This is a genomic window from Cryobacterium arcticum, from assembly GCF_003185895.1.
Lineage (GTDB): Bacteria > Actinomycetota > Actinomycetes > Actinomycetales > Microbacteriaceae > Cryobacterium > Cryobacterium arcticum.
Genome location: NZ_QHLY01000004.1, coordinates 119,468 through 145,608, shown reverse-complemented (window position 1 = coordinate 145,608; position 26,141 = coordinate 119,468). Strand labels below are relative to the sequence as shown.

The 26,141-nt window shown below is 65.4% G+C and carries 27 protein-coding genes; 12 read left to right on the top strand and 15 right to left on the bottom strand.

Going from position 1 to position 26,141, the window contains the following annotated elements; translation table 11 throughout:
- Positions 1–892 precede the first annotated feature (892 nt).
- From CTB96_RS01505 to CTB96_RS01485, 5 genes are all read left to right on the top strand, one after another.
- Positions 893–1,279 (top strand): hypothetical protein, encoded by a 387-nt coding sequence (locus tag CTB96_RS01505; protein WP_181397095.1) that lies wholly within the window; start codon positions 893–895, stop codon positions 1,277–1,279.
- Positions 1,280–1,763: 484 nt separating this feature from the next.
- Positions 1,764–2,207, top strand: coding sequence for a hypothetical protein (locus CTB96_RS01500; RefSeq protein WP_110125131.1), 444 nt, complete (start codon positions 1,764–1,766; stop codon positions 2,205–2,207).
- Positions 2,208–2,943: 736 nt separating this feature from the next.
- Complete coding sequence (locus tag CTB96_RS01495) at positions 2,944–4,095, top strand: hypothetical protein (protein WP_146215727.1); 1,152 nt, start codon at positions 2,944–2,946, stop codon at positions 4,093–4,095.
- Positions 4,096–4,886: 791 nt separating this feature from the next.
- The gene (locus tag CTB96_RS01490) at positions 4,887–5,462 is read left to right on the top strand and encodes a hypothetical protein (protein WP_110125129.1); all 576 of its coding nucleotides are present in this window, start codon (positions 4,887–4,889) and stop codon (positions 5,460–5,462) included.
- A 117-nt stretch (positions 5,463–5,579) separates the two neighbouring features.
- Entirely contained in the window at positions 5,580–6,272 is a 693-nt protein-coding gene (locus CTB96_RS01485; RefSeq protein WP_248283164.1) for a Pr6Pr family membrane protein, read from the top strand.
- A gap of 240 nt (positions 6,273–6,512) precedes the next feature.
- Here CTB96_RS01485 and CTB96_RS01480 read toward each other — a convergent pair whose 3' ends face one another.
- The 8 genes from CTB96_RS01480 to CTB96_RS01440 form a co-directional block, all read right to left on the bottom strand.
- Positions 6,513–6,770 (bottom strand): SecDF P1 head subdomain-containing protein, encoded by a 258-nt coding sequence (locus tag CTB96_RS01480; RefSeq protein WP_146215726.1) that lies wholly within the window; start codon positions 6,768–6,770, stop codon positions 6,513–6,515.
- A 519-nt stretch (positions 6,771–7,289) separates the two neighbouring features.
- Complete coding sequence (locus CTB96_RS20730; protein ID WP_248283163.1) at positions 7,290–7,562, bottom strand: hypothetical protein; 273 nt, start codon at positions 7,560–7,562, stop codon at positions 7,290–7,292.
- Between the two features lie 45 nt (positions 7,563–7,607).
- Complete coding sequence (locus tag CTB96_RS20725; RefSeq protein ID WP_248283162.1) at positions 7,608–8,186, bottom strand: MerR family transcriptional regulator; 579 nt, start codon at positions 8,184–8,186, stop codon at positions 7,608–7,610.
- 124 nt (positions 8,187–8,310) lie between these two features.
- Positions 8,311–9,045, bottom strand: coding sequence for a hypothetical protein (locus CTB96_RS01465; RefSeq protein ID WP_146215725.1), 735 nt, complete (start codon positions 9,043–9,045; stop codon positions 8,311–8,313).
- Positions 9,046–9,199: 154 nt separating this feature from the next.
- Entirely contained in the window at positions 9,200–9,715 is a 516-nt protein-coding gene (locus CTB96_RS01460) for a GNAT family N-acetyltransferase (RefSeq protein ID WP_110125125.1), read from the bottom strand.
- 69 nt (positions 9,716–9,784) lie between these two features.
- Positions 9,785–11,395 carry an MSCRAMM family protein gene (locus CTB96_RS01455; RefSeq protein ID WP_181397094.1) on the bottom strand — a complete coding sequence of 537 codons (1,611 nt, stop codon included), beginning with the start codon at positions 11,393–11,395 and terminating at the stop codon, positions 9,785–9,787.
- 207 nt (positions 11,396–11,602) lie between these two features.
- Positions 11,603–12,730: a hypothetical protein gene (locus CTB96_RS01450; RefSeq protein ID WP_110125123.1), complete on the bottom strand. Its 1,128-nt coding sequence runs from the start codon at positions 12,728–12,730 to the stop codon at positions 11,603–11,605.
- A gap of 593 nt (positions 12,731–13,323) precedes the next feature.
- On the bottom strand, positions 13,324–13,986 hold the full coding sequence (locus CTB96_RS01440) for a hypothetical protein (protein ID WP_146215724.1): 663 nt from the start codon (positions 13,984–13,986) through the stop codon (positions 13,324–13,326).
- Between the two features lie 239 nt (positions 13,987–14,225).
- Between CTB96_RS01440 and CTB96_RS01435 the strand changes: the two genes are divergently transcribed.
- A complete protein-coding gene (locus CTB96_RS01435) occupies positions 14,226–14,780 on the top strand; it encodes a hypothetical protein (RefSeq protein ID WP_110125120.1) in 555 nt (184 codons plus the stop codon).
- A gap of 39 nt (positions 14,781–14,819) precedes the next feature.
- On the opposite strand, the gene CTB96_RS01430 is transcribed toward CTB96_RS01435, so the two are convergent.
- Complete coding sequence (locus tag CTB96_RS01430) at positions 14,820–15,422, bottom strand: hypothetical protein (protein WP_110125119.1); 603 nt, start codon at positions 15,420–15,422, stop codon at positions 14,820–14,822.
- Between the two features lie 184 nt (positions 15,423–15,606).
- On the opposite strand from CTB96_RS01430, the gene CTB96_RS01425 reads away from it, so the two are divergent.
- On the top strand, positions 15,607–16,428 hold the full coding sequence (locus CTB96_RS01425) for an ornithine carbamoyltransferase (protein ID WP_110125118.1): 822 nt from the start codon (positions 15,607–15,609) through the stop codon (positions 16,426–16,428).
- A 111-nt stretch (positions 16,429–16,539) separates the two neighbouring features.
- Here the strand turns inward: CTB96_RS01425 and pgi are convergent, their stop codons facing one another.
- Positions 16,540–18,255: a glucose-6-phosphate isomerase gene (gene pgi, locus CTB96_RS01420; RefSeq protein ID WP_110125117.1), complete on the bottom strand. Its 1,716-nt coding sequence runs from the start codon at positions 18,253–18,255 to the stop codon at positions 16,540–16,542.
- Positions 18,256–18,453: 198 nt separating this feature from the next.
- Between pgi and CTB96_RS01415 the strand changes: the two genes are divergently transcribed.
- On the top strand, positions 18,454–19,083 hold the full coding sequence (locus CTB96_RS01415) for a dihydrofolate reductase family protein (protein ID WP_110125116.1): 630 nt from the start codon (positions 18,454–18,456) through the stop codon (positions 19,081–19,083).
- Between the two features lie 16 nt (positions 19,084–19,099).
- On the opposite strand, the gene CTB96_RS01410 is transcribed toward CTB96_RS01415, so the two are convergent.
- The gene (locus tag CTB96_RS01410; protein WP_248283161.1) at positions 19,100–20,386 is read right to left on the bottom strand and encodes an MFS transporter; all 1,287 of its coding nucleotides are present in this window, start codon (positions 20,384–20,386) and stop codon (positions 19,100–19,102) included.
- 69 nt (positions 20,387–20,455) lie between these two features.
- Between CTB96_RS01410 and CTB96_RS01405 the strand changes: the two genes are divergently transcribed.
- Together CTB96_RS01405 and CTB96_RS01400 are read left to right on the top strand one after the other, a co-directional pair.
- Positions 20,456–20,650: a helix-hairpin-helix domain-containing protein gene (locus tag CTB96_RS01405; protein ID WP_110125115.1), complete on the top strand. Its 195-nt coding sequence runs from the start codon at positions 20,456–20,458 to the stop codon at positions 20,648–20,650.
- Positions 20,651–20,751: 101 nt separating this feature from the next.
- On the top strand, positions 20,752–21,768 hold the full coding sequence (locus CTB96_RS01400; protein ID WP_110125114.1) for an NYN domain-containing protein: 1,017 nt from the start codon (positions 20,752–20,754) through the stop codon (positions 21,766–21,768).
- 30 nt (positions 21,769–21,798) lie between these two features.
- Here CTB96_RS01400 and trxA read toward each other — a convergent pair whose 3' ends face one another.
- Positions 21,799–22,173, bottom strand: coding sequence for a thioredoxin (gene trxA, locus CTB96_RS01395; protein WP_110125113.1), 375 nt, complete (start codon positions 22,171–22,173; stop codon positions 21,799–21,801).
- A gap of 201 nt (positions 22,174–22,374) precedes the next feature.
- Between trxA and CTB96_RS01390 the strand changes: the two genes are divergently transcribed.
- Positions 22,375–23,028 (top strand): class I SAM-dependent methyltransferase, encoded by a 654-nt coding sequence (locus CTB96_RS01390; protein WP_110125112.1) that lies wholly within the window; start codon positions 22,375–22,377, stop codon positions 23,026–23,028.
- Here CTB96_RS01390 and CTB96_RS01385 read toward each other — a convergent pair.
- On the bottom strand, positions 23,025–23,972 hold the full coding sequence (locus CTB96_RS01385) for an SDR family NAD(P)-dependent oxidoreductase (protein WP_110125111.1): 948 nt from the start codon (positions 23,970–23,972) through the stop codon (positions 23,025–23,027). The genes CTB96_RS01390 and CTB96_RS01385 overlap by 4 nt on opposite strands.
- 87 nt (positions 23,973–24,059) lie before the next feature.
- On the opposite strand from CTB96_RS01385, the gene CTB96_RS01380 reads away from it, so the two are divergent.
- Entirely contained in the window at positions 24,060–24,605 is a 546-nt protein-coding gene (locus tag CTB96_RS01380) for a TetR/AcrR family transcriptional regulator (RefSeq protein ID WP_110125110.1), read from the top strand.
- A gap of 11 nt (positions 24,606–24,616) precedes the next feature.
- Here the strand turns inward: CTB96_RS01380 and CTB96_RS01375 are convergent, their stop codons facing one another.
- Both CTB96_RS01375 and CTB96_RS01370 read right to left on the bottom strand, forming a co-directional pair.
- Positions 24,617–25,441, bottom strand: coding sequence for an SDR family NAD(P)-dependent oxidoreductase (locus CTB96_RS01375; RefSeq protein ID WP_110125109.1), 825 nt, complete (start codon positions 25,439–25,441; stop codon positions 24,617–24,619).
- Positions 25,438–26,100 (bottom strand): acetoacetate decarboxylase family protein, encoded by a 663-nt coding sequence (locus CTB96_RS01370; RefSeq protein WP_219993191.1) that lies wholly within the window; start codon positions 26,098–26,100, stop codon positions 25,438–25,440. Before CTB96_RS01370 ends, CTB96_RS01375 begins: the two co-directional genes overlap by 4 nt.
- Positions 26,101–26,141: the final 41 nt, after the last annotated feature.

The following is a 26,141-nucleotide window of genomic DNA, read 5'->3' as shown; positions in this document are numbered from 1 at the left end:
GCGGATTCATGGCCAACCAAACATCCACGAAGTCCTGAGACATCAAAACTCCACGATGTATTGAGACATCAACTATCCACGATGTCCTGAGACATCACAGTACCGAGATGGGAGCCAATGGTTGTGCGACGTAGTTACAAGACTTGGGGCATCGCAAAATCTCGCGGATTTAGGGAATGAGCAGATCAAGCCGATGAGGCGTCTCATATCCGTAGGGATACGAGACACGACCGTGCGTGGACCGGCCGACCGTTTGCACACAGCCGTACAGACGCCATGCTCCGCACATTGGCACCCGAGCAACGCATTTGTGCAGTACATTCCCGACAGCGCGACCACGCCCGCAAAATCGAGTTTTCGCATGGTGAGGGGATAGCTCATGGTGATAGGTGACAACCACTCATCCGCACTGCGGATCGCTTCCATGTTCGGCGAGATAGCGTGAAGCTCCTACTGCTTTCCACCGCCATTTGGGCAGCAGCCTGCATTTGGGGCATTTATCAGGGCGCCACTGCCTCCGACCCCGACCAAGCTCGATTCGGATGGACTATGGCAATCCTGTGGGGAGTTATTGCCCTATTGAACTCTGCAGCCATTTTACGAGCCCGACGGAAGTCAAAGCGGGATACCGGAGAGTGACCACTCACGCCAGAGCACCCAACGTAATGGGATTCGAGACGTAGGAATCGCCTATTCACGCGACGAGCGGCCAGCGGGTTGTCTCACATCTCGACCTGGCTCGCATCCGTAGGGTTTCGAGACACATTCATGGCCCGTTCATTACCCTTCCCACTGTGAGAGGAGGGCCACGGCAGGTCACTGGCATACTTAGGCACTTAGCTGCTAGGCAGTTGCTGAGGCGTGAGAGTTGCGAGGCTGGTGGGGTGAATACGTGGGCCCGAATGGAAGTGATGGTTTCAACGACTACGTCGTGTTTTATCTCATCGTCCTTATAACTCTGACCATCGTCCCTGTGATGATCGGTTGGTGGCTCGTGGTTCTGCGCCATCTCAACCGGCGCAGTGAGGCAGGCATCCGCACCGGCCCCAGCCGTTGGCATGTCCTGCGGTACGGTCCGATGGCTCCGCTCGTCTCTGCCGCAGTCTTCTTTGGCGGTTTACCGTCTTGGAGCGTCTTCCCTACGTCGGACCCGATCCTCTCGTCCGTCGGACTGCCTTTGATGGTCATGACTGTGTCGGGATTCACTGCGTTCGTGATCAGCACCGTTCTCTGGGTCGCCACCAGCGCACTAGAGCGTTCGATCGCTGACTCAAAATAGCTTCATCCAACACACGCGTCGCCTCGTTGGCCAGCTAACGAGGACACCTACCGACCACGGGAGCTGTCGCCAGCCGCACGGTGTTGAGAAACTCCACACTCAGCGGGACGTGACCGTCTCGCATCCTGACCTGTCTCGTGTCGGTAGGGCTATGAGACAGTCATCGTGTCGCGTATCAGAATTCGCCGCACACGCGCGGGCATGTTCACCAGGCGGGTCAAACGCACACCTTCCACGAGTCGAACTCATGACGTTAGCCCCTCGCCCGAACTAAAAGCGCCGGTAGACCGGCTTTCGGGCAATCCATGGAAAAATCTGCGCACCTCGGGCGATCCGCACGCGTCAGCAGTAGGGCGACCCGGTGCTGAGTGTATGGGACGGCCATCGCATGATCGATGTGCGTGACAAACGGCTCCGGGAGGTCGCATATGCTCGGGCCATGTCGCGAAGATTTCCGCTAGCCACCCGAACAACTGTTGGCTTGATGGGCGGGCTCGTTTCAGTGGGGCTGCTGGCGGGGTGCAGCCTCTTCGAGCTGAGGACGTCGTCTCCCGACGAGGTCGAGACAGCGAACCTGCGGATCTCTGCTGATCAGATCAGCTACTCCTTCGACGGCTACTGCGGAGTCGGAGTGAAAATCGAGAACGTCAGCCCCACGCCGATCGAGTTCACCGAAAGCGACCTTGCAGTCTTCGACGGCTCAAGCTCGACCGAGTGGGATCTTCCCTTCGGCGGTCGCGCCGGATCAGTAACGACGGAGCACCGAGGTTATGCGATCGGCGAGTTCCCCTCGATCATCGAGCCGGGCGCGACCGCAACGGATGCCTTCGTCGTGTACTGCAAGGAAGGCAACACGTACACAGTCACCGTCACTTCACTCGACGGCGACAGCGCCTCATTCGATTTCACCAGCGCGCCAGGCGGTTGACATGGGCGCAGCTACCAGCGGGCTTCTGCTGGTCGTCGGCCTGTTCATCTGCGCCGGGCTGTTGTCCGGCGTATAGGTGCCGGGTCGTTGCGTACGGGTATCCGCGTGCGGGCGTCGACTCCTTCTCTGAGCCCAACCTCGGTGTCTCATAGCCTCGGTGTCTCGTATCCCATACGAACAGCGGCAGAGGCTGCTACTGCGGCGTCCGCGGGAGCAATACCCACGAGACGTTACGCGTCGGTAGGGTTTCGAAACAGGCAAGCCCAACAGGCGTTGAGAAAATTGCTTTGGGTCCGAGGGTCAAACCCCGAGCTGCGGGATTCCAACCAAATAGCCAGTGCAGCCGGGCTCTCGAACTTTCGCTTGGGGTGGGTGTGCTTCGCAGGATTGTGATCCGATCCCACGGGTGTGGACCGTTGCCGTTCATGGCAGGCAGTGGAGAATCTAGGCTGCCCGAATTGGGGGCAGAACGCGCGGAGTAGGGACCAGATAGATAGTGGAGCTTGCCCACACTGCCCACTACTCTCGCAAGAGGAGCCGTGTTGTTTTTTCGGTCCGCCCGGACAGAAGAGAACGATCAGATGGTCCGGTCCGTCGTTTCCACGCCGATGCAACTGCGGATAGGAACTGATGCGGATCGACTACGCACGTTCGCCAGGCGACTAGGCATCTTCAGCGTCGCCGGCTAGAGACCCTAGATACGCCTTCTGTCCGTTTCGTTCAAAGGATTCGCCGTATGCGCACGACCCGGACTGGCCGCATCGCCCTCACGCCGACCGTTTTGCTCGCCATCGTGGTCCTCAGCGGATGCACTGCGGGGCCCCCGTTAGAACCGTCAGCGTCAGTCGCACCAACACCAGCGGCAGCGAGCGTTTACACCTGCGACGACATTGCCGCCCTTGATGACGTGGCACCCGTTTTCGTCACCGCGGACGGAACCGCGCCGACCCCGGTGGCCGCGATCCAGCCAGCGTTTGACCTGATCGATTACGTCGTGCCAGCCGTGGGCGGTCTGTCCTGCTCCTGGCGGGTCGGCCCGGCGGTCACCAACCCGTTGCTCGACCCCGTCGATTTCGACTGGGCTTACGTCAGCGTCAAGGTCGTTCCCGGCGGCGCCGACTCTTGGGCGCCCTACACGGTGGGCGACGACGCCCTATCGTTCGGCGACGGCCCTTCCGACACCGCGATGACCATCGGAGGCATTGACGCGGCGACCGGGTGCGGCTACGACACCGGCTGCTTCATCAGCGCGCCGGTCGGCGATGCCTGGGTCGAAATCGTGTTGAGCACGAACTGGATCCAACGCGACGGTTGGTATTTCTCCGGGCTGACGCCCGACCCGATTCTGGCGCAGATGCAGCCGCTCGCGGCATCCGTTTTCACCGCTCTGACGGATGCTCAGCCCGGCCAGTTAGTCTGGCCGACGGTCGATCTGGTCGAACAGGAATCGGACTGCACCCGCGCGCTCGGGTCGCAGGGCATCGCCACGGCTCTCGGCGTCGACTCGCTCGAATACGAAGTCCGGTCCCCACCAAACGGCTTGACCTACTTTGAGAACTACGTGGCGCAGCGGGCCGGGGTATTCCAGTGTGATGTGGATGCCGACGTCCCGGTCGACTTGATCGCCGCCGGGGTTTGGGGTACGTCTGTCACGGTCGGTTACGACCTGGCCGGACTCGTCGACACGATGGTCTCCACGCCAGACAGCCAGGCCCTGCCGACGATTGCGCTGAAGGGCGCGGTCGAGGGTGAGCACGCCGTGCAGATGTGCTCCGACGTGACACCGTTCTGCGTCGTGATCTTCTCACTCGGCCAGTCGGCCTACCAGGTCGCGTCGACCAGCGACACGGTGGCTATCGCCGAAGCGATCATCGCCCACACCCGCTAGTGGTCATGTTTTGTCGCGTGGCTCACTTACTTCCGTTGGGCTCGGTCGGCGTCGCTGGGGCAATGTCTGGGATGGTTCGACCTTAACCTCGTGGCGTTCCTGCAGCGTCTGCTGAAACGCTTCATCCCTAGTGCAACTATGCGGCAGATACCTAGCCAACAGATGTCAGCAGTAACCCACCGCGTCACATCAATGAGCTTGTTGTAACACCCTTGAGGGACTGCTGGGAGAAGGCACCTCAACCAAGCGCCAATGTCTCGAGACCCGAGTGTGTCTTATCCCATGGGATGCAAGACACCGCGCGAGCCAATCGGTGGGATGGCAGCGAATCCACCCACGAAGTCCGAGGGTCCAGATGCTGAGGGGCTAGGCTCCCAGCAACGAAGGGTGTTGTCATGAGAGTCCTCCGCATAGTCGGACGTCTTCTTAGCCTGGTCGTTCTCACGATCGCAAAGACCATCGGCGGCATGTCAGAGAAGAAGACCTTCGACCACGACAACGCCCCGTCGGCCTATGCGCGCGGCGAGAGTTATCGGCCATAGCCGAATCCACTCTGGACACTTGCGATCGATGGTGTCCCTTTGCCTGCGTGTCTCATATCCCATGAGAGACGAGACTAAGGGGAGCTAACCCAGTGACCTTGCCACACAGCCGCTCCCGGCGTTTGCTCAGGTCATGCTCAGCAAATGGGCCGTCGATCCCCGCCTCCGGGCAGTACGCTCCGAAGCACGGCGACAGTCCCTGCAGCGTAAAAGAGCACGTCGGACACCAAATTCAAAGGGGTAGACGTTATGAACACGATTGCAGCCAGCCTGGTCGGCGTGGGTCTGTCCGCTCTGCTCTTATCCGGGTGCGCTGCGGCGCCCGCGGTGGATGCCGAGGCAATCGACTCGAGAGTCGATTCCCCGGAGATAACCCGGGTGCAAACGGGTCCGCTCGGCGACGCTGCGGGAGTCATCGAAGAGCAGTTCCCCAACGACTACGCGTACGCCCTCTTCGATGACGACAATGCTATCCACGTTGCGTTCAAGGCTGAGGCACCGGCCGATGCCGTGGCAATTTTGGAAGCCACTGGGCAGCCGCATGTGGTGGTCGAGTCGGTCGGCTTCAACGCCGCCGATTACCAGGCTGCAATGGACAGCGTGGTGCGCCAGACCGAAAAGTACGTGACGACCGAACGCGAGGTGTCCGTCGCCCAGGACCCGTCGATCGGAGCCGGCGTGATTGCCGTGAGCTTCCAGTCGAACGACCCGTCACTGCTCGGCGATCCGGGAATCGTCAAGTCGCTCGAGGTCGACGCACCCTTCCAGCTCGTCTTCGACGACACCAACACGTCACCGGTCGCCGATTTCGAGATCTTCGAGTAACCAGGCACCGATCCGGGCATCCGGGGCTCAACGCTGCCGACTGCGGGCCAAAAGCGGAGCGTGCTGTCAATCGTTGGGTCCACCGCTGTGAAATCGGACGCAGGTCAGAGTCGGCTAGTGAGACTCGCCCGAACGGTCCTAGTTAGGCTGTCGCTTGTGATGCCTGCCGTAGCTCTCCGCCCCACCTCTGCCCTAGTCGGGATCGGCCGCGCTGGCAGCGGCATCGTGGTCGTCGCGGTTCTTGTCTTCGGTTACTCCGTCCGCATAGCGGTCGGAGACAATAACCCGTTCGATTACTTTGGATATTTCACCAACCAGACGAGTCTGCTCGCGAGCGTTATCCTCATCGTCACCGGAGTGCTCACACTTCGCGGCGGACGCATCTCGCCAACGCTCACCCTCTTACGAGGAATGGCCACGTCGTATCTTCTCGTTGTCGCACTGATCTACAACCTCCTCGTTCCGGGCACAGGATCGGCACCACCATGGATGAGCGCCCTTCTTCACGTCGTCTTCCCGGCCCTCGTAGCATGCGACTGGCTACTCCTCAGCGACCGTGCGCCCCTGCCGTGGGGAAAGCTCTGGCTGCTTCTTCCCTATCCAGCGCTGTGGCTGATCACGGTCCTGATCCGTGGCGCGACCGACGGCTGGGTGCCATACGGATTTCTCCTCCCTGAACGCGGTTGGGCCTCCCTCGCCGTCCATATTGTTGGGCTGCTCGCAGCTATCATCGCCGCTGGAGCGCTCGTGTGGACTGTCAGCAGAACACGCGGCATCGCTTTTGAGCAGCGATCAGGTCCGCGACTCTAGGTGCGCCGTGAGCGTGTGATTGTGCGCGTTATCCCGTCCTTGCAGCGCCGAACCGGATTCGCAGCGTCGGTCAGCACGGACATGAGCTTCGCGTACCCTGCAAGAAGACTCGCGTGTCTCTAGGCTGCGCGTCTCGAAGTACCTCTCGCATCGGTAGGGTTTCGAGACGCCTCGGACGCCACATTGCGAATCGATCGAATCGCTGGGTTTTCGCATACGAGCGCTGCGGTATCCGTTGGCCTAGTTTCCCTGGATTAGGTCGACGACGTCTTGGGCGCTTCCGTCTGTCCCTGGAACGATTTGCGCCTGATCGCCCTTCATCGCATCCATAACGCGGACAACGGATTGCAACTTGTCACCGACCTTGACGAGTAGACGAGCGGAGTCGCCGGTCCCGACTGCCTCTTCTGTGAGCTCCTGCCACACCTTCGCGCCGTCCTTGGTGAACGTCACGTCGACCGCGCTCTGCCCACTTTCGGCGACGCTGGATTCCTTCACGCCGACCTCCTCGAATGTAAAGGGGAGCAAACGAAGCTCAGAGAAGTTCGTCTTGAGCCGCCGATTTGAATCTGCCGCTCGGGTCCTCGACCGCGCGCCCGGATTTCAAGCTCTCCAGCAGGCCGGGAGATATGTTTTGCTCCCCAATGCTGGCCACGAGCCTGAGTATCTGCTCGTGGGCTCGCTGGCGAAAGCGCTGAACCTGGACGGCGTCATGTCCCGACCAGTCGGCTCCCTTGTCGTTGTATCCCGCGATCATGCCGAGGACATCAACGAGCTGCTGTCTGGGGCGGCGGCCGCGAAAGTTCGCTCTCGTTTGGTTCTAAGCATCGCATCCATCCGTGAGACGTCTAACCCGCAGCGCCGACCTCGGCGACCAACGACCGGGCGTGATTTGGCGCGTGTTCACTACATGGAGTCGCCTGCACGCTTGTGGCGGTTAGCCAAAAAGGGATACCCGTCCGGACGCGGATGAGGACGTCGGCCCGTACCTCCGACCTTCCGTGAAGGGAGACCTGCTTAGGCCGCCGCCGCCGCCGCGCCGAGTTGCACCGCCAGCTCCATGCTTCGCAGCCGGGCCGGGGAGAAGTCGTAGGGCATGCTCCGGATGATCTCGCCCGCGCTCCTCACGCGGGAGCCCTTTGCCGGGTCGGGGTCGGGCGCCGGTTCAGCGTCCTCGGGCGGGTGCAGCTCGTCCCAGGCGTCGAAGATAGCGTCGTCCTCCTCCAGCTGACCGGACTCCTCGATGACGCGCATCAGCGCGGTCTCGAAGACGTGCCGCGTGGCCGCCACCTGCGCAACCCGGGGGTCGTCGACGGCGACCGTGTCGTCGAGCGCCTACTCGGCGGCGTCGACGCGGTCTGACTCGGCGCGCAGTTCTGGATCGGCGGCCAGAGCGATGAAGCGGCCGGCCTGGACCGCGGCGCCGAGCGGACCGAAGATCCGCTCGGTGACCAGCAGGACGTCCAGGTCGTTCTGGCGCAGCGACCCTTCGGGTGCGCCCGCGAGGCGGTTGGAGACGAGATCGTCGAGCAGTCCCAGTCGGCTGCCGAGGGTCCGCATGCGCTGCACCGAGGCGCGCTTCCGCTGCAGTGCGGCCTCCTGCGCGGCGAGGGTGTCCTCCAGTCGCGCGAGGACGCCTGCGATCTCGTCCTCGCCGTCGGCGCCGCTCGGTGCGGGGCCGTCGAAGGCGTCGCGGATGTCGTCGAGGGCGATCCCGGCGTCGGCCATGCGGCGGATCCAGAGCAGCCGGATGATCTCCGCGTAGCCGTACCGGCGGCGGCCGTCGCTGCCCCGCTCCCGCTCGGGCAGCACGCCGACCTGGTGGTAGTGGCGAATCGTCCGCGGAGTGATGCCGACGAACGCCGCGGCGTCGCCGATCAGGACCTCTCGGGGCGAGGTGGGGAACGGGCGCATGGCAAACCTCTCGGATTGGGACAGGATGTGCTTTAAGCAGACCACATGCCGCTACGGCAGGAGCAACCCGCTCTGACACAAAACGCCGACTCCTGGTGCAGGTTGGCGTATGCGTGCGTGGTGGTCAGCCGCCGTAGGCGGCCATGATCACAAGGCCGGAGCCGTTGTCGCCGCATACGTCCCCGACGATCGTGCCCGCGGCATCCATCTCGGTCGGTGAGTGCTGCTCGTGGAAGTAGCCGGGCACGACGACGGGCGATGACATTCCCTCCACCAGGGCGGGCAGCTGCAGGGCGATGAGCCCGGTGGCCGTGTCCTGCAGCTCGGTGATGATGCCCGCAGCCTGGTCCATCTGCACGCGCCACTCCTCGGCGCTCACGTCGCCCTGTAGGTAACCCTGGTCGGCGTTGAGATAGACACTCATGTACTCCGACAGCTGCGTGCACGCGTCGGTGATGAGCGGATCGGGGCTGAAGACGTCAGTGGTGAACTCGCCCGTCAACGCGAAATGCGAGTCGGCCGGCACGGAGATGTACAGCTGCATCAGCGCGGATTCGGGCGCTGGAAATTGGTAGGTACGAGTGCCCTGGCAACCGCCGCGACGGTCACTCTGCTTGGCCCCGCTGAATGAGAGGCTGAAATTGCCGCTCACGCAGACGAAGCTCACTCGGAACGACGCTGCGCCCTCCGGCACGTTGATCATCTTCTCGACCGGACCAACGCCGTTGAGCTCAACGATGGGCCAGTCCGCTGTGTTGACGCTCTCAGCGCTCTCGGTCGCGGCGGCATCCGGCGGCGGCGCGGTACACGCCGTGAGCGCGAGGGCCACCCCGACCAGGCAGGCCACTGATCTGACCAAGGCTGATTTCGAACGACGCATGATCCCCCAAATCCGGCGCCCGACACGGCGCCCCCGCACGACCCCCGTGCACGCCCGACTCTACCGACTGCGCGGTGCGTGGGCACGCCCCTGACCATATGTGCGCCGGGAACGCTGGCTCTCCGCCGATCCTTCAGCGTGCGTTCTCGGGGGATGTTGATGGAAGTTCCATGCAGACGAGCCTCGGCCGATCTTCCCACGATGCGACGGGAACGAAGCCGCGCGATCGGTAGAGCTGAATAGCATCGCGCCTCCAATCCCACACGGTCAGTCGCGCGGGTCGGTCCTGCTGGCTGAGCACGGCATCGATGAGGGCGGAACCGACCCGCTGGCCCCGCGCGCTCGGCTCGACCCAGACTCGCTTGATCTCGTGATTCGCCCTGTTGTGCTGGACGACGATGACGCCTACCGGTAGAAGGTTCAGCTCCGCGAGGTAGACGGTGGCGTTCTCATAAGCGCGCGCAGGGGTCTCGACCTCGTCACGATAGCGCTTGGGAAGATCGGCCTCGGCACCGAGTCCACTGAGGTGCGTGGCCTTCTCAAATTCCGTGCGTCGCAAGTACGCCTCAACGAGGTGACTCACGACTCCGCTGTCGGGTCCCGTGAGATCCGCAGGTCGGACTTGGATCGGACTCGGTTCAGTCTGCATCAGACCATTCTTTCAGGGAGGACGGATGCATCGGACGGCGGCCATCGGTCGACGCCGGCTCGGCGCTAGCTAGTTGTCGCTGGCAGTGGCGAGCTCTACGGACTTGCCGTTGACGACCTCGCCGGCGGTGACGCGGATGACTCCGTGGCCGCTGGGCTTGGCCGCGTCGGTCCACCAGGTCGTCGTGAAACGTGTGCCGACTGGCGCGGAGAAACGCAGGCTGTAGGTGCCCGGCTCGAGGCCGGTGAGCCGGTACTCGCCGCTGCCGTTCGTGGTGGCCGTGCGAACAACATGCCCGTCGGCTTCGAGGGCGGAAACTGTCGCCAGGTTGAGGCCGACATTACGAGCACCGGCCGCGTAGACGACTCCGTTGATCGACGCGGTCGGCACGAGCGCCGCATCCACTGCGGCGCTGGTCATGCCGGCCTGCACAGCGAAGACGACGGCACCGGAGCGGGAGGTCTTGTTGCCCCACCACTCGCGCAGGTAGCCGTCGCTGCCGTAGGCACTGCCGCCGGAGAACTGCAGGGTGTAGCTGCCCGCGGCGAGGCCGGTGAGGGTGTAGTTTCCGTTCGCGTTCGCCTGGGCGGAGGCGATGCTGCCCCCGGAGATGCCGGCCGTGGTGGTCGCGGCATAGGCGTAGACCCAAGCGCCGTCGATGGCAGAGCCGGTGGCTGTGTCGGTGATACGCCCGGAGACAGTGGCGCCGGCCGCGAGGGCAACGTTGGTGCCGGTGACGGCGGCATCAACCTCGAGCTTGATCACCGTGGCGGCGGTGGGGTGCCCCTTGCGGTGCCACCACTGGGCCACGAAGGTGCTCTCAGGCGGCGGGGTGACCCGCACCGTGTAGCTTCCCGGCTTGAGACCCGCGATCGCATAGCCGCCGCCGTCTGATGTTGTCGCGGACCCATAGAGGATGCCGTCGGTGCCGAACGCGGAGACCGTGGCGCCTGCCAGGGTTTGATGGGCTAATCCGGCGGCGGTGATGGTGCCGCTGATCGAGTCCAAGGGGAGCAGCGAGGCGTCCTTGCCGGTGACGCTCTCCCCCAGTGCCACGGCGAATGTAGCGGCGTCGGACTGCTCGGTTTCGCCGCCGAACCACTCGCCCCGGTAGCCGCTGGCGACGAAGTTGAGGGTGTAACGGCGCACGTCGAGGCTGTAGAAGGTATAGCCGCCGTCGGCATCCGTCGTGGTGATGGGGATTGCCGTGCCGTAGCCGCCGGCCTCGGTGTAGATGTACACGCTGACGCCGGCGAGAGGTTCCCCGGTGGCCTGATCGGTGACCCGGCCGATGAGGCTGGTGGCGTTGATGGCGCCGTTGCCGGGCTGGGAGGGGGCGGTGGTTGGCGTGGGGGTTGCGGTGGGAGTGGGCGTCGCGCTGGTGGTTGGCGCGGGAGTCGTGGGCGCGGTTGTTGTGGGGGTGGGAGTGCTGGGCGCGGTTGTTGCGGGAGCGGGCGTTGCGGTGGCTGTCTCCGGTGACGCTGGCGTATCCGCCGGGAGGGGGGACGGCGTTGTGGTGGCAGCTGCTGTTGGGCTGGCGCTGTTGGTAGAGACGCTGGCGGTTGCGGTGGCGACCCTCGGTGCGACCGCTATGACGGCCCCGACGACGACGACGAGGGCCACGGCGACACCGGCGGCCATCCGGGCACGGACAGCATTGGAGGGCGAACGACCTGGCATGGCGTGTCCCCCTGACTCCGAATGGTGTGCGTGCGAGCACTCCATCGAGCCCAGAGCCATCAGCCTATTGGCGGAGCAGGCATGAACACGGTCAGTGATTCACGTATTCAGGGCGTGTTCAAGGTTGGGGAGTTAAGGAAAGGTAGCTTGGCCGCTTTTCACCTACTGACCTCGCACCCGAGTTGTCCCACCTCCCACCTTCTTGTTTTAGCGTGCCGCTTCGATCGTGACCTCCGCAAACGGATAGTGGCAGTCCGCTGTTGTCAGCACGTCTTCGCAGTCCCGGTCGGGAACGAGCATGAGGTAGCCGTCTCCCGTGAGCCCGGAAGGAATGGTGACAACGACCGCCTGACCGGAGCCCTTCTCTATCCGGGCGCCTGTCGGTGTGTCACCAGTTCCGAGCCGCACGATTACCTCGCCCGCCAACGCATCCGTTACGGGGCAATGCTCTGGCGTAGTTGTCACGGTCACGGTTTCGCCTGCCGTTGGGGCGGACGGAGTGGCGCGGAGCATCAGTGGGGTCTGCTCACAGTCGGAGCCGGCGGCCAACGCCTCAAGTAGAGGGCCGCGCACCTTCAGCGCACGTGGAGCGGCAAGGCTTGCGTCCACGACCTCGCGTGCACCGAGTGGCTCGGACAGGGTCACTGTGAATGGGGTCGCAGGGTTTGACGGGCAGGTGTGCACTCCGTCCTCCGGCCGTACTCCGAGGATGAGGTCCACCTGGTCGTCGGTCTCATCGAGGCTCACAACCTCGATGCGCCCCTCCGCATCATCGCCCCCGTTGCAGGTCTCCTCGGTCACGAGCAGGCGCAACTCCTGCGACAGCGGATCCGGCGGCGACTGGAACTCGACCTCGGGCACAGTCAGATCGCCCAGGTCCACCGTGAGCGCACACCGGCTGCTCGAAGCGCCGTACCAGCCCGGTGGGAGATTAGTCGCGTTGTCCACCCAGGTGACCGTCTGCACCTCACGGTCAGGAGCGATTGCCGGGGACACCGGATCCGCCACCACTTCCACGTCGCGCATGACACTCACGAGATCATCGGTCGACGTCGCCACGTACCATCCCTCCCCCGATGGCATGCCCACTGGACTGCCGTCGTCCCACACCGCCTCGGCGAGCGCCGTGCGCCCAGCCTCGTCAATGGCACTGAGGGGCACACGATCCTCCAGCGCTTCACCCGGGATCGACAATCCGTCGCACAAGAAGTCGTCACCGGCGACAAAAGGGGTCGCTACGTTGCTGGGCTCCACATCAGCCGCGGATGCTGCGCATCCGGACACTACGAGCGTCACGATCAACGCGCCGAACCCGGAGATAGTGATCCTGTGCATGCTGCCCCTTTGGTGTCGATGCTCCGTGTGGGCAGCATGCTTTCGCTAAACCACCGCCGAGCGCGGTCTCGAACTCGTCGGTATCGTTCGCTCACTAGGTAATGTCCGGAACGGCCCGCGGAGTTCCCCTCAGCCGCGAACTCACTGCACCCGGGCGACAACGCCCGTCACAGCGAGGGCGACCAGGCCAGTAGCTCCTGCACTACTGCCGGGTGCGGCCGCGTTCCCGACGCAAGGCACGCCGGCCCGCTGATGCTCCGGCTAAGAGCGCTATCCCCACCAGCAAGAGTCCGGCGAGTGATGTGACTCCCGACCAGGAGGCGCCGCCCGACATCACGAGGCCTGCGACTGTCACCAGTGCGGACAGCGCAGCGAGAGGCAAGGCCACTGTGAAAGCTGCACTCCGGGCGGCTGCCTGGCTCTGGCTATCGCCTGGCCCGAAGTCATGAGCGAGCCACGCGAGACGGGAGGAAACGTCCACGTCGATCCTCGGCGCCACGGCAGCGAGCACAGACGCGATCAAGGTCACAATTCCGATCAACATCCAAACGCTCATTCGTTCCCCCCAAGAGATCGACGTCGAACTGCCAAACCTACGGGATCGGCCACCGATACGACGCTGTGTGTCCTTCGCCGAATACGCGCTCATCGTCGATCTGGATGGAGAAGGGGGACGATGCATCGGCCTCTTGGATCAGCCGGGTCGATTCCCGGATCGACCAGGCGGCGTTCGCGTCAGCATCGGGGGTGACACGGATGGCGCCGATCACGCCGACGCCGAGGTCCGGGCGCTCACCGATGATCGGGAATGGAACATCCTGGGGCCATGCGGCATGCAAATCCGCAACGACCTTCTCCGCTGCGGCGGCATATTCAGCGTAGGTGAACCCGGCGTCCTCGATGATCCGCGCCTCCTGACCTGTCGCGGTGACTGCCTTCATCACGGCGGGCACGGCCTTTTCGACAAATCCGATAACGGGCTTGTGCTCACCATCGAAGTAGAAGAAGGCGTATTCGTTCGGCAGCGAATCCAAGACCGGCCCCACCAGCTGTGCAAATTCCTGGTTCGGGATAGCTGCGATCTCGATTTCGGACGGCGGGGCCACAGGCAGGGCTGGGGCATCGCCGAGGTCGCTATCGCTGTCAGCGCCAGCGGCGACGGTTGTCCCGCCGTCTGCAGCGGACACGGCCGCGCCACCGGAGAGGGCCAACGCCATCAATACAACGCCGATGACACAGGCATAGAATTTCTTCATTTATTGCCCTTCATGTTTGTTGGTTCCACGGCAGCGTGAGCTAGGGCAGACGACATCACTCTTCACGCGGTCGAACCCCGCCGCCGCGAATTCGATGCGCTCATAAGTAAATGTCCGGCACGGTCCAACGAGTTCCGCTCCGTTCGAAGTATGTGACGATGACCCGTCCCACCTCGCCGAGCCGACCCAGGCGTGTGGGCGATGCCTCAGACTAGAAACACAGAGCGAGAGGAGACGGAATGACCGACGAACGTGTCGTTTCCCTGCTCACCGCAGCTAGAGCGCATTACGCGGTACCTCAAGCCAGAACACTGCCGGAGGTCGAGGCGTTGTTACGAACATGGGGCGCTGCCGAGCTGCCACTCGAGAGTTTTGCGCCGAACATTCTTGACGAGTTCGTTGACGCGTCGCTGGCTGTCTCATTGTTCACAATCCTGGATGCGCCACTGCTCAGAGGCCGCGCAACCGCTGAAGAACAGCGACATTTCGACGCCGACTCTATCGAGCCCTTTGACCCGAACGAGTACGGCACGGATCAGGCCGAATGGACAACATACTCGCATCAGATGGAGACCCTCGAGAGGGCCATCATTGTCCTTGAAGCTGCCCCGACGCAACATGACCGCGTCGGCAATTTTCGCGTCTATGGTGCAGCGCAGTGGCTACGGGAGAGCCTCTGGGCAGCGACAGGGATTGTTCCTCGCGACCCCGGATGGCCGGACGCAAATTCTTATCTCTTCGGCGAAGCATTTACTTTGGCTGGACGAGACCCATTTGCTGCGGCGCCGATCTGAACGTCAATCCGGAAGCAGAATCCGATCCTTCCTCAGAGCCTATGAAACGAAGGTGCTCAGCGCACGCCTGTAGCTGTCGCTGTCCTCACGCGTTGCATCCGTCATGAGAAGTGCGTTCTCGCTGACTTTGCGGGTGAACTCACCCGCACACGGGATCGTCACGATCTTTGTCAGGCCCGCATGCCACGCGGAGATCAGTGTCGGTAGATCGCGTCGCTCCGGGTGGTCTTCGAGTGGCGTCGACAACCCGGCGAGGAGAGCGTCCATGCCGAGTTGCGACCAGGTGCTGTACGAGTCGTGGTGGAAGGCGCCGTCTCCGAACTCGTCGCGCCAGTTGGGCCCGTTGATTTGGTGGAGAAGTTCGGCGCGTTCGGCCGAACCGATTGGAGTGGTTCGAATCTCGTCAAACAGTTGTGAAGCAGTATCCGCACCAGCGTGCGCCACGGCCGCATGCCAGATGCGGGGCCAGGCGCACGCCCATTCGGCGCGCGTATCGGCACTCGATGCAGCATTTTGCACGACCTCGGGGGTGTCCGACAGCGATGGAGGAAGGTCTTCGCCATGAGGCTGCAAGGTGAAGGCTTCCCTGATCCAAAGCAACTCCAAGAGGACGTTAGGTCGATCCTCGACGGTGATTATCATGTCGTGAGGCCACGGGTTGCCCGGTATTGGTGCGTTGGATCGCATAGTCCCCGCTCTCGGTTCCGTCCATCTTTGCCGCCCGCTGTGATCGAGTCAACGATCCGCAATGGCTGCCCTTCCGCGGATTGGTACCTCGTCATCCGCTCGCACCGTGCCCTCACGCAGGTGGCTCTATCGTTTAGGGATGCCCCACCTCCTGCGACTCGATGACTGGACGACGACCGAGCTGCGAGGTCTGTTCCGTCTCGCCGACGCCTACAGTGCCGGTGACGGGCCCCAGGTGCATGGGTGCGCTGCGCTCTTCTTCCCGCCGTCGAGCCTCCGCACCAGGGTTTCGTTCGAACGAGGAGCCCATCTCATGGGACTGCAGCCGATCACGTTTCCGCCTGAAACCCTCGACAAGCCTGAAGCCCTGGAGGACGTCGCCGGCTATTTGGCGGCTTGGGTCGACGTGATGGTCGTTCGGCACCCGAACATCAGCGTCCTCGAAGGCCTCGCGGCCTCCAATGCCGTTCCTGTCATCAATGCCATGACAGACGAGAACCACCCCTGCGAAGTCCTCTCCGACCTCTACGCGATCTCCCGCACCCGCGAGCCCGAACAGCTCCGCTACCTCTTCGTCGCTGCCGACGGAAACATCGCGAGAGCCTGGGGCGAGGCGGCCCGAGCGTTCGGATTGGATCTCGTTCAATGCTGCCCCGAAGCGCTGGCGACACCAAGTATCCGATGGACCGATGACCTCGAGGCGGCGGTCGCTGCCGCCGACTTCATCGTGACGGATGCTCCCGGCACGCACGCGGAAGAGCTAGCGCCCTTCATCGTCACAGCGTCCCTGCTCAAACGGGCCCCGGAGGGCGTGCAACTCGCGCCGTGTCCGCCCTTTCAGCGCGGCCGAGAGGTGTCAGCCGACGCGATCGACAGCACCGCCTTCGTCGGTCACAATTTCAAAGCATCACTCCTGCCCGTCCAGCAGGGGATTCTCGCCCTGGCTCTCGGTCAGGCATGAGCAGCGAAGCTCTGCGTTCCGCACAAACCTAGGCGGCCGGCACCCTGGACTGAATGTCCGAGGGGCCGGCCGCCGTTCGGCTCCGAGCGAGCCGATGTGGTGCGTCTGAGATCAGTTGCGCAGCTCGAGGTACTTGGCGATCAGCGACTTGGTCGACGAGTCCTGCGACGCCAGGGTGTCGGCGTCGCCTTCGACTGCGGGAGCGATCTGCACCGCCAGCTGCTTGCCCAGTTCAACACCCCACTGGTCGAACGAGTCGATGCCCCAGATGGTGCCTTCCACGAACACGATGTGCTCGTACAGGGCGATCAGCTGACCCACCACGCTCGGCGTGAGGGCCGGCGCGAGGATCGACGTGGTCGGCCGGTTGCCAGCGAAGGCGCGGGCCGGCACGACGGACTCCTTGGTGCCTTCGGCGCGCACCTCGTCAGCGGTCTTGCCGAACGCGAGCGCCTTGGTCTGGGCGAAGAAGTTCGCCATGAACAGGGCGTGAACGTCCTGGCCGGGCTTATCGGCAGCTTCGTCCGTGAGGGGATGAGCGGGGTTCGCGACCGCGATGAAGTCGGCCGGAACCAGACGGGTGCCCTGGTGGATCAGCTGGTAGAAGGCGTGCTGGCCGTTGGTGCCCGGTTCGCCCCAGAAGATCTCGCCGGTGTCGGTGGTGACGGGCGAGCCATCCCAGCGCACGCTCTTGCCGTTGGACTCCATCGTGAGCTGCTGCAGGTAGGCCGGGAAACGGTGCAGGTACTGGGCGTACGGCAGTACGGCGTGGCTCTGCGCCTTGAGGAAGTTGGTGTACCAGACGTTCAGGAGGCCCATCAGCACGGGCAGGTTCTGCTCGAGCGGGGCAGTGCGCATGTGCTCGTCGAGAGCGTGGAAGCCGGAGAGGAATTCGCGCCAGTTGTCGGGGCCGATCGCGATGACCACTGAGGTGCCGATGGCGGAGTCGACCGAGAACCGGCCACCCACCCAGTCCCAGAAGCCGAAGGCGTTCTCGGGGTCGATTCCGAAGGCCGCGACCTTGTCGAGAGCGGTCGAGACGGCAACAAAGTGCTTGGCGACGGCGTCGGTGCGTGCAGCCTCGACGTCGTCGATGGCGCCGGCGCTGAGCAGCTGGTTCCACAGCCACTCACGAGCCAGACGCGCGTTCGTGAGGGTCTCGAGCGTACCGAAGGTCTTGGAGGCCACGATGAAGAGCGTGGTCTCGGGGTCCAGGCCGGCCGTCTTCTCGTAGACATCCGTCGGGTCGATGTTCGACACGAAGCGAACCTCGAGGCCGGCCTTCACATACGGCTTCAGCGCTTCGTAGACCATGACCGGGCCGAGGTCGGAACCGCCGATGCCGATGTTGACGACGGTCTTGATCGGCTTGCCGGTGACGCCGGTCCACTCACCGGAACGCACCTTCTCCGCAAACGCGTAGACCTTGTCGAGGGTGGCATGCACGTCGGCGTCGACATCCTGGCCGTCCACCTCGAAGCCCTTCGGCGGTACGAGGCCGGCGCCGTCCTTCGGGCGGCGGAGCGCGGTGTGCAGCACGGCGCGGTCTTCGGTGACGTTGATGTGTTCGCCGGCGATCATGGCGTCGAACCGGCCAGAGACGTCGGTCTCCCGGGCGAGCTGCAGCAGCTGGGCCAGGATCTCGTCGGTCAGGAGGTTCTTCGACAGGTCGATGGTGAGGTCGGCAGCCTGGAAGGTGTACCGCTCGGCCCGCTCGGCGTCAGTGGCGAACCACCCGCGGAGGTCCGGCGAGAAGCCATCGGCGATGCTGGCAAGCTGCTTCCACGCATCGGTGGAGGTGGGGTCAACGGGGGCGGATTCGGTCATGAGTTCTCCTGGATGCCGGAACGAATTGGGCGCAGACTGGCCGCGACTCCCGCAGCGCAGCGAGGCGGACCTGTTTCAAGACTATTGCCGCACCGGCAGTATCGGAACGCACCGAAGGTCCCGCGGCTACCCTGGGGCGTTCGAGGGTCTGGCGCTAACATGCGGGCTAACGATCACGAAGACCGAAAGGACGTGCGCATGACCGGACGCATCCACATCGACCACTTCACCACTCTCGACGGGGTCGCCCAAGCACCGGGTGGACCGGAGGAAGACACCGACGACGGCTTCAGATTCGGCGGCTGGCAGGCGCCGCTGATCGACGAGACCGACGGCAGCCAGGTGTCCGACGGAATCCAGGCCATGGATGCCCTGCTCCTCGGGCGGCGCACCTACGACATTTTCGCGGGGTACTGGCCGCACCACCTCGACGGGCCCGACGCCGACATCGCCCGCAAATTCGAGGCGATCCCCAAATACGTCGCGTCCCGGGGCACACCGGAGCTCAGCTGGCGCGACTCCCACCTGCTCGGCCCCGACCTCGCCGCCGAGATCGCGGCGCTCCGCGACCGGCACCGGGAAATCCACGTGATCGGCAGCATCGACTTCGCCCGCACGCTGGTCGCCGAGGGGCTCTTCGACCAGTTGAATCTCTGGGTGTACCCGATCGTGGTGGGCGCCGGTAAGCGCCTGTTTCCCGACGACGGACCGCCGGCATCCCTCGAGCTGTTGGAGGTCGGGCAGGCGTCGAAGCGCGGCGCCGTGCTGCTGCGCTACGGGGTGAAAAGTGGCGAGCCGGCGACGGGCGAAATGGGCTCAGAGAACTGACCAACCGCTGGCTCAGTTAGGCGGCTGGGTCCTTGCGACGTGCCCAGATCAGCACCGGGATCAACAACAGTGCGAGCACGCCGCCCGCGAGCGAGAGGGTGGCGTAGTCGGTGCTCGCCATCACCACGCTCGACATGACCCCGGCTCCCGCCCCGGCGAGCGCGATCAGCACATCGAGGCTGCCCTGCACCCTGGCGCGGTTGGCGGGCACGGTGTTGTCGATCACGAGAGCGGTGCCGGCGATCAGGCCGAAGTTCCAGCCCAGACCCAGCAGGGCCAGCGCCACGATCAGCAAGCCCAGGTCGTCGCCGGGCGCGATCGCGGCGGTGCCGCCGGCGGCGAGCAGTGTCACCCCGGCGGCGACGGCCATCGGGATGCGGCCGATCTTGTCGACGAGCACGCCGGTGACCAGCGACGGCAGGTACATCGCGCCGATGTGGATGCCGATCACTAGCCCGACGTCGCCCAGGCCGTGGTGGTGCGCCCGCATATGCACCGGCGTCATGGTCATGATCGCCACCATGGCGATCTGGGTCAGCACCATGATCGTGGCACCCACGTAGGCTCCGTTTCCGGGGCCTGGCATGGGAGCGTTGCGGGCCGCCGGAACGCCCGGCGCCGGTTCGGTGCTCTCGGCCAGCCGCCGGGCGAGCAGGAACGGGTCGGGGCGCAGCAGTACCAGCAACACGAGCCCGGCGGCGAGGTATGCCGCGGCGGCGAGTAGGAACGGCCCGGCCAGCGGCGGGATCCCCAGGCTCAGCGCGAACTCGCCGAGCGGTTCCACCAGGTTGGGGCCGGCGACGGCGCCGAACGTGGTGGAGACCAGGGCAATGCTGACGGCGGTGCCCCGGCGGTCGGGAGCCGCGAGGTCTGTGCCGGCGTATCGCGCCTGCAGGTTGGTCGCCGTGCCCGCGCCGTAGATGAACATCGACAGGAACAGCAGCGGCACATTGTCGGCGACAGCGGCGACCACCACGCCGATGGCGCCGAGTCCCCCGGCGGCGAAGCCCAAGCCGAGCCCGAGCCGGCGCCCGGATCGCTGCGTCACCCGGCCGATGACGTAAGCGGTCAGTGCTGAGCCCAGGGTGAACAGCGCGGTCGAGATGCCGGCGAAGCTGCTGGAACCGAGCATCTCCTGGGCCAGCAGCGCTCCGACGGTCACGCCCGCCGCGAGGCCGGCGCCGCCGAGCACCTGGCTCATCACCACCACGATCAGGGTGCGGCGTTGCACCCGGGCGCGTTCGGCGTCGGCGCTCACCCCGCCCGCGGCCTGCGCATCCGCTGCATTCTTCGCCACTGCCACCTGTTCAGTGTGGTGTCATCTGCAGATCGCATCAAGCGATGCCCCGAGCGCTTCGCCTATCGTGGAGGCATGTCCGACTCGACACCGCTCCCGAAAATCGGCGCCCCGGCCACGCGAGCACTCGCCACGAGCGGCATTACGTCGCTCGATGAGCTGCGGGATCAAGACCTGGATGCGCTGATCGACCTCCATGGAGTCGGCCCGAAGGCCATCCGGATCCTCAAGGAAGCCCTCGCTGACGAGGCCGGCAAGCCCGCCAGCTGACCAACCGAGGGCACCACGAGTTGCCCTCGCCGCACCCCGCGCACCAGACTGGAAGCACCGGATCGCAACTGAGTCTTCCGCAGGCGGCTAAGGAGCTCACCATGACCGAACCGAACGATGCACGCGTCGGCCTCTATATCGACTTCGACAACATCGTCATTTCGCGCTACCAGCAGCTACACGGGCGCAACGCCTTCCAGCGCGACGGCATCCGCAACTTCGACAAGTCCAGCCGGGATGCCGACCCCGAGGTCGCCGCGCGCCTCGCCGCCGCAACCGTCGACTTCAACGCCATCATCGACTTCGCCGCCTCGTTCGGCACCCTCGTGGTGAACCGTGCCTACGCCGACTGGTCGGTGCCGGTGAACGCGAGCTACCAGCGCCAGCTGATGTCCCGAGCGGTCGACCTCACTCAGCTGTTCACCACCACCACGCGGGGCACCAAGAACGGTGCCGACATCCGTCTGGCGGTCGACGTGGTCGAAGACCTCTTTCGGCTGCCCGACCTCACCCACGTGATCATCATCGCGGGCGACTCGGATTACATCGCCCTGGCCCAGAAGTCCAAGCGGCTCGGCCGCTTCGTCGTGGGCATCGGCGTCGCCGGGTCCACCAGCACCTCCCTCGCCGCGGCCTGCGACGAGTTCGAGGACTACGACTCGCTGCCCGGCATCGAGAAGGTCACCCCGAGCGCCGAGCCGGTCAACGACCGGCGTTCGTCGGGCAAGAAGACCGCCGAACCGGTTGAGGTGGAGCCGGAGCCGGCCCCGAGCAAGGCGCGCAAGTTCACGACGGTGCCGATGTTCTCGCACACCGAAGACACGCAGTTCGACGAGCCGGAGTCCGGCGAGGACATCGACCCGCAGACGATCGCGACCGAGCTTCTCGTGCGGGCGCTACAGATCGGTCACGCCAAGGGCGACGCCGACGAGTGGCTCAATACCGGCACCGTGAAGAACCAGATGCGCCGGATGGACCCGTCGTTCAACGAGAAGCCGCTCGGTTTCCGCTCGTTCACCGACTTCCTCTCCTCCCGCAGCGACCTGGTCGAGCTGGAAGAAGACGGCCCGCAGCGGCTCATCCGGTTGCACCCGGCGGCAGACAACACTCGACGCTGAGGTGCCTGCCGGCTGGGGTGATCGCCGGGCTTAGGCCTGCTGTTCGGCCTTCTGCGCGGCGACCTGGCGGTGCACCTCGGCCATGTCGAGGCCCTTGACGGCGGTGACGACCTGCTCCAGGGCGGCGGGCGGCAGCGCACCGGGCTGGGAGAAGACCAGAACGCCCTCACGGAAAGCCATCAGCGTGGGGATGGACTGGATGCCGGCGGCAGCGGAGAGCTGCTGCTCGGCTTCGGTGTCGACCTTGGCGAACACCACGTCCTGGTGCTGCTCGGACGACGCGGCGTAGGTGGGCGCGAACTGCTTACACGGGCCGCACCAGTCGGCCCAGAAGTCCACGAGCACAATGTCGTTGGCGGCGAGGGTCTCGCCGAAGGTGGTCTCGGTAACGTCGATGGTGGGCATAGGTGCTCCTCGGGTTCTCGAAAAGATGGATGAACTACTCTCGCAGTCGCACGTTTTTCGTGCAATTCAGGCCAACGCCCGTCGTCCACGGGAAATTCCGCCCGGCCCGGTCACCCAGGGGTTGTCCAGGGAAGCCGCCCAGTGGTTGCCGGTTCGGCAATCTGTTTTTGTTCCGGGTCCCGATCGGTGCATGCTGCAGTCATGCACCGAGAGCACCCAGACTCCCCCGCCCCTGCCAGCCACGACCCTGGCGAGATCCAGCTCCTCTGGGACCAGCGCTACGCCGGGCTGGACCAGCTCTGGAGCGGGCAGCCGAATGCCGTCTTGATCGGCGAGACTCGCGAGCTCAAGCCCGGGCGGGTTCTCGACGTCGGCTGCGGCGAGGGGGCGGATGCGCTCTGGCTGGCCGAGCAGGGCTGGGACGTCACCGCGCTGGATGTGTCACCCGTCGCGCTGGACCGCGCCGCACGAGAGGCCGGCGCCCGCGGACTGACGGTGACCTGGCTGCATTCCGGTCTGGTCGAGGCGGCATTGCCCCCGGCGTCCTTCGATCTGGTCTCGGCCCAGTATCCCGCTTTGCTGCGCACCAGCGACAACCTGGCCGAACACGCCCTGCTCGGCGCGGTCACACCCGGCGGGGTGCTTCTGGTCGTGCATCACCCGGCGCCGACCGAGGAAGAGGCGCGTGCACACGGCTTCAACCGTGACGACTACGTGAGCCCGGCCGACGTCGCCGCCCTGCTGGGCGACGATTGGCGCATCGAGGTGGACGAGACTCGCCCCCGGCGCGTGGCAACCGGCGCCGGCGCGCACCACACCGAGGACGTGGTGCTGCGCGCACGGCGGCTGCGTTAGACCTTCGCGGACACCAGCCCGGGGATCTGCGCCCCGGCGAGGTCTTCGAGCTGAGCCCAGACTCGCTCGGCGAGGTCTCGCGCGGGAGCAGCCGTGCGGGCCAGGGTCGGCACCGCGACCGGCTCACCCCGGCGACCGCCGCTGGGTGCGAAGTACTCCCCGCCCTGCACCGCCGGGTCGGTGAGCCCGCGCACAGCCGACCACGCGGCGGTGTCCTTACCCTGCGCCCACGGCGTGTACGGATTCCGCTGGTAGGGCGTCGTCGCATCGCGGATGCCGGCGCGCTCCGGCGTCTTCGCATCCACGCCCACGCCCGGCCGCGACACCACCGAGGCCACCGGCAGGCCCGCTGCCCGCAGTCGACGGTCGAGCTCGAACGCGAGCACCTCGGTGGCCGTCTTCGCCTTCGTGTAGGCACCGATACCGGTCCACGGCATCCTGGTGAGGTCATCGAGCTTGTAGTTGCGAAGGCCCACGAACCCGGTGGAGGTGTGCACCACCCTGCCGAGGGTGCCGTGTTCCGTCGCCGTGCCGATCAGGGCTGGCAGCACCCCGGCGAGCAGCCGCACATTGGCCACCACGTGCGTGCCCAGCAGGATCGGCAGGCCGTCGTCGGTGGTCGCGCCACGGCTCATGCTCATCGCGCCGCCGTTGAGCAGGATGCCGTCGAGCCGCGGCAGCGCCGCGAGTTCGGCGGCGGCATCGGCCACCGAGGCGAGCGAGCCCAGCTCGATCACGACAGCGCCGAGTGAGGCATCCGGCACCCGGCTGCGAATCGAGTCCTGAGCCACCCGCAGCTTCGCCGCAGAGCGGGACGCCAGCACGATGTGGGCGCCGGTGGCGGCGAGCTGCTCGGCGGCGAAATAGCCGATGCCGGCGGTCGCGCCAGTGACGACGAAGGTGCGGCCCGGCTGGGCGGGCAGGGTGGCGGGGTTCCAGGTCATATCGTCCTTCTCTCAAAGCGGATTAGTTATCCGTTTCGACGCTAGCACAAGAACGGATGACTCATCCGTTTCGGTTAGACTTCGGGCATGTCAGCGCTCCGGTCCGATGCCGCCCGCAGCCGGGCGCGCATCCTCGAGGTCGCCCGCACCCACGACATCCACGCCCTGCGCATGAACGATCTGGCCCGTGAGGCCGGTGTCGGCGTGGGCACGGTCTACCGCCACTTTCCCTCGGTGCCGGCCCTCGTCGAAGCGCTCACCGTTGACACCCTCGAGCGGATGCTGCAGATCTCGCGGCGCGCGGCCGCCGAGGTGGACCCGGCGACGGCGTTCTCGTTCTATCTCCGGTCGGCGCTCACACTGCAGTTGGAGGATGGTGGCCTGCAGTCGGTTCTGCTCTCCCCAGAAGATGAGGCCGAGGAGGTGCGCGCGGCCAAGCGGGAGATCTTCGGCACCTTCGCCGCGGTGCTCGACGGCGCGAAGAGCGTGGGCGCGGTTCGGGCGGATCTCACCCTCGAGCAGCTCTCCCACCTGGTCTGCGGCGTCGAGTACGCCGTGCGGCTGGGCAGCCCGGCCGATCGCACGCCGCTGCTCGAGATCATCCTCACCGGGCTCCGTCCCGCCGCCGCCTGAGGCCGCCGGGTTCAGCGCGGCTCGGCCGGTAGTCCCGCCTGGTAGGCCGCCCGAGCGGCCGGGTCGCCGCCGAGGCCGATGCGGTCGGTTCCGATGCGATCGTCCAGCCAGTCCTGTGCGGCCGTCGGCAGCAGGCGCGAGACCCGCAGCACCGGGCCGAGCACCCGCGGTACCGTCACCGCGAACGGCCCGTGGTCGATCGCCCGCACCACAGCCCGGCTCACCTGCTCGGGCGTGACCGCGGGCGAAAACCGCGGCGGGGTGATGCCGGCGCCCATGGGGGTCGAAACGAGGTTGGGCAGGATCACCCGCACCCGCACCCCGGTGCCGCGAAGCTCCCGGCGCAATGCGTCGCTGAAGCCGATCACCGCGGCCTTCGCGCCGGAGTACACGGCCAGGCCGGCCAGCGGTTTCAGCCCGGTCGCACTGCCCAGGTTGATCAGCGTGCCCGCATTCCGGGAGAGGAACCGGGGCAGAATGGCCGAGGTCACCTCCACCAGGGCGGCGTAGTCGACATCGATCACGGCGCGCGCCAAGGCGGCATCCTGGCTGGCGAAGGCGCCGGTGGGCATGATGCCGGCGTTGTTCACCCAGACCGCGATCGGGCCGATGGTGCTTTCCACGAAGTCGATCGTCTCCGCCACCAGGGCACGGTCGGTGATGTCCAGACGCACTCCGGTCACTGCGGCGCCCAGTTCTGCGGCGGTGCGCCGGGTGGCCTCCTCGTCGAGGTCACCGATCACCACCCGGTAGCCCCGGGTGACCAGATCGGCGGCGATCTGCCGGCCGATCCCCCGGGCGCCGCCGGTGATGACCGCGAGAGGGCGTTCGGTCATGATCTGGTCACATCCATTCCGAAGATGATCGCCGCATCGTGCAGGGCGAGGCTCAGCAGCGGCCGGCGGCCGTGCAGGTAGCCCAGCGGGCCGGTGGCGGCGAAGCGCCAGGATGCCCGCAGACCCGACATCCGGCCGATGACACGGTTGTGCGAGAGCGTGAGTCTGCCATCGAGGCGCTGCAGGATCGGCAGCGCAAGCTGGCGCATCCCGGGCAGCAGAGGCAAGCCGCGGCGAGCACGCACGGCCGCGACCGGGTTGCTGTCGACGGTCATCGACATGCTGGTGGCGCCCGCTCGCTCGGTGCCGGTGAACTCGGCCAGCTCTTTCGGGATGCCCCATAGCTCTCGGCCGCCCTGCCGGGAGGTGGCGCTGTCGACCCAGATCTGCGGGATCGTGACCCGGAAGCCGCCGCGACCCAGGCTCGGCACCGCGATCAGGAGTTCGTCGTAGTCGAGCACCCCGCCGGGCAAGTAGCGCACGGCGGCGACCCCGACGACCACGCGCGAGCCCACCCGCAGCGGGCGCCGACCGTTCGGCAGATCACAGCCGGCCGGCAGGTCGGCCTCCGACACGAGGAAGACCGACACGTTCATGGTGCCGCCCAGGTACCAGGGCTCGGGCGGGTATCCGGTGACGTCGGTCACGGTGTCGGTCATGTGGATGCTTCTTCGCCTGCGCAGGTCACGCCCCCAGTGTG

Excerpts from the sequence above, each read along its gene's own strand:
- CTB96_RS01385 (WP_110125111.1), bottom strand. The coding sequence starts at position 23,972 with ATGACCTGGAACCCCGCCACCCTGCCCGCCCAGCCGGGCCGCACCTTC.
- trxA (WP_110125113.1), bottom strand. The coding sequence starts at position 22,173 with ATGCCCACCATCGACGTTACCGAGACCACCTTCGGCGAGACCCTCGCC.
- CTB96_RS01435 (WP_110125120.1), top strand. The coding sequence starts at position 14,226 with ATGACCGACGAACGTGTCGTTTCCCTGCTCACCGCAGCTAGAGCGCAT.
- pgi (WP_110125117.1), bottom strand. The coding sequence starts at position 18,255 with ATGACCGAATCCGCCCCCGTTGACCCCACCTCCACCGATGCGTGGAAG.
- CTB96_RS01390 (WP_110125112.1), top strand. The coding sequence starts at position 22,375 with ATGCACCGAGAGCACCCAGACTCCCCCGCCCCTGCCAGCCACGACCCT.
- CTB96_RS01455 (WP_181397094.1), bottom strand. The coding sequence starts at position 11,395 with ATGCCAGGTCGTTCGCCCTCCAATGCTGTCCGTGCCCGGATGGCCGCC.
- CTB96_RS01375 (WP_110125109.1), bottom strand. The coding sequence starts at position 25,441 with ATGACCGAACGCCCTCTCGCGGTCATCACCGGCGGCGCCCGGGGGATC.
- CTB96_RS01490 (WP_110125129.1), top strand. The coding sequence starts at position 4,887 with ATGAACACGATTGCAGCCAGCCTGGTCGGCGTGGGTCTGTCCGCTCTG.
- CTB96_RS01460 (WP_110125125.1), bottom strand. The coding sequence starts at position 9,715 with ATGCAGACTGAACCGAGTCCGATCCAAGTCCGACCTGCGGATCTCACG.
- CTB96_RS01405 (WP_110125115.1), top strand. The coding sequence starts at position 20,456 with ATGTCCGACTCGACACCGCTCCCGAAAATCGGCGCCCCGGCCACGCGA.
- CTB96_RS01415 (WP_110125116.1), top strand. The coding sequence starts at position 18,454 with ATGACCGGACGCATCCACATCGACCACTTCACCACTCTCGACGGGGTC.
- CTB96_RS01400 (WP_110125114.1), top strand. The coding sequence starts at position 20,752 with ATGACCGAACCGAACGATGCACGCGTCGGCCTCTATATCGACTTCGAC.
- CTB96_RS01425 (WP_110125118.1), top strand. The coding sequence starts at position 15,607 with ATGCCCCACCTCCTGCGACTCGATGACTGGACGACGACCGAGCTGCGA.
- CTB96_RS01450 (WP_110125123.1), bottom strand. The coding sequence starts at position 12,730 with ATGCACAGGATCACTATCTCCGGGTTCGGCGCGTTGATCGTGACGCTC.
- CTB96_RS01370 (WP_219993191.1), bottom strand. The coding sequence starts at position 26,100 with ATGACCGACACCGTGACCGACGTCACCGGATACCCGCCCGAGCCCTGG.
- CTB96_RS01380 (WP_110125110.1), top strand. The coding sequence starts at position 24,060 with ATGTCAGCGCTCCGGTCCGATGCCGCCCGCAGCCGGGCGCGCATCCTC.
- CTB96_RS01500 (WP_110125131.1), top strand. The coding sequence starts at position 1,764 with ATGGGCGGGCTCGTTTCAGTGGGGCTGCTGGCGGGGTGCAGCCTCTTC.
- CTB96_RS20725 (WP_248283162.1), bottom strand. The coding sequence starts at position 8,186 with ATGCGCCCGTTCCCCACCTCGCCCCGAGAGGTCCTGATCGGCGACGCC.
- CTB96_RS01430 (WP_110125119.1), bottom strand. The coding sequence starts at position 15,422 with ATGATAATCACCGTCGAGGATCGACCTAACGTCCTCTTGGAGTTGCTT.
- CTB96_RS01495 (WP_146215727.1), top strand. The coding sequence starts at position 2,944 with ATGCGCACGACCCGGACTGGCCGCATCGCCCTCACGCCGACCGTTTTG.
- CTB96_RS01440 (WP_146215724.1), bottom strand. The coding sequence starts at position 13,986 with ATGAAGAAATTCTATGCCTGTGTCATCGGCGTTGTATTGATGGCGTTG.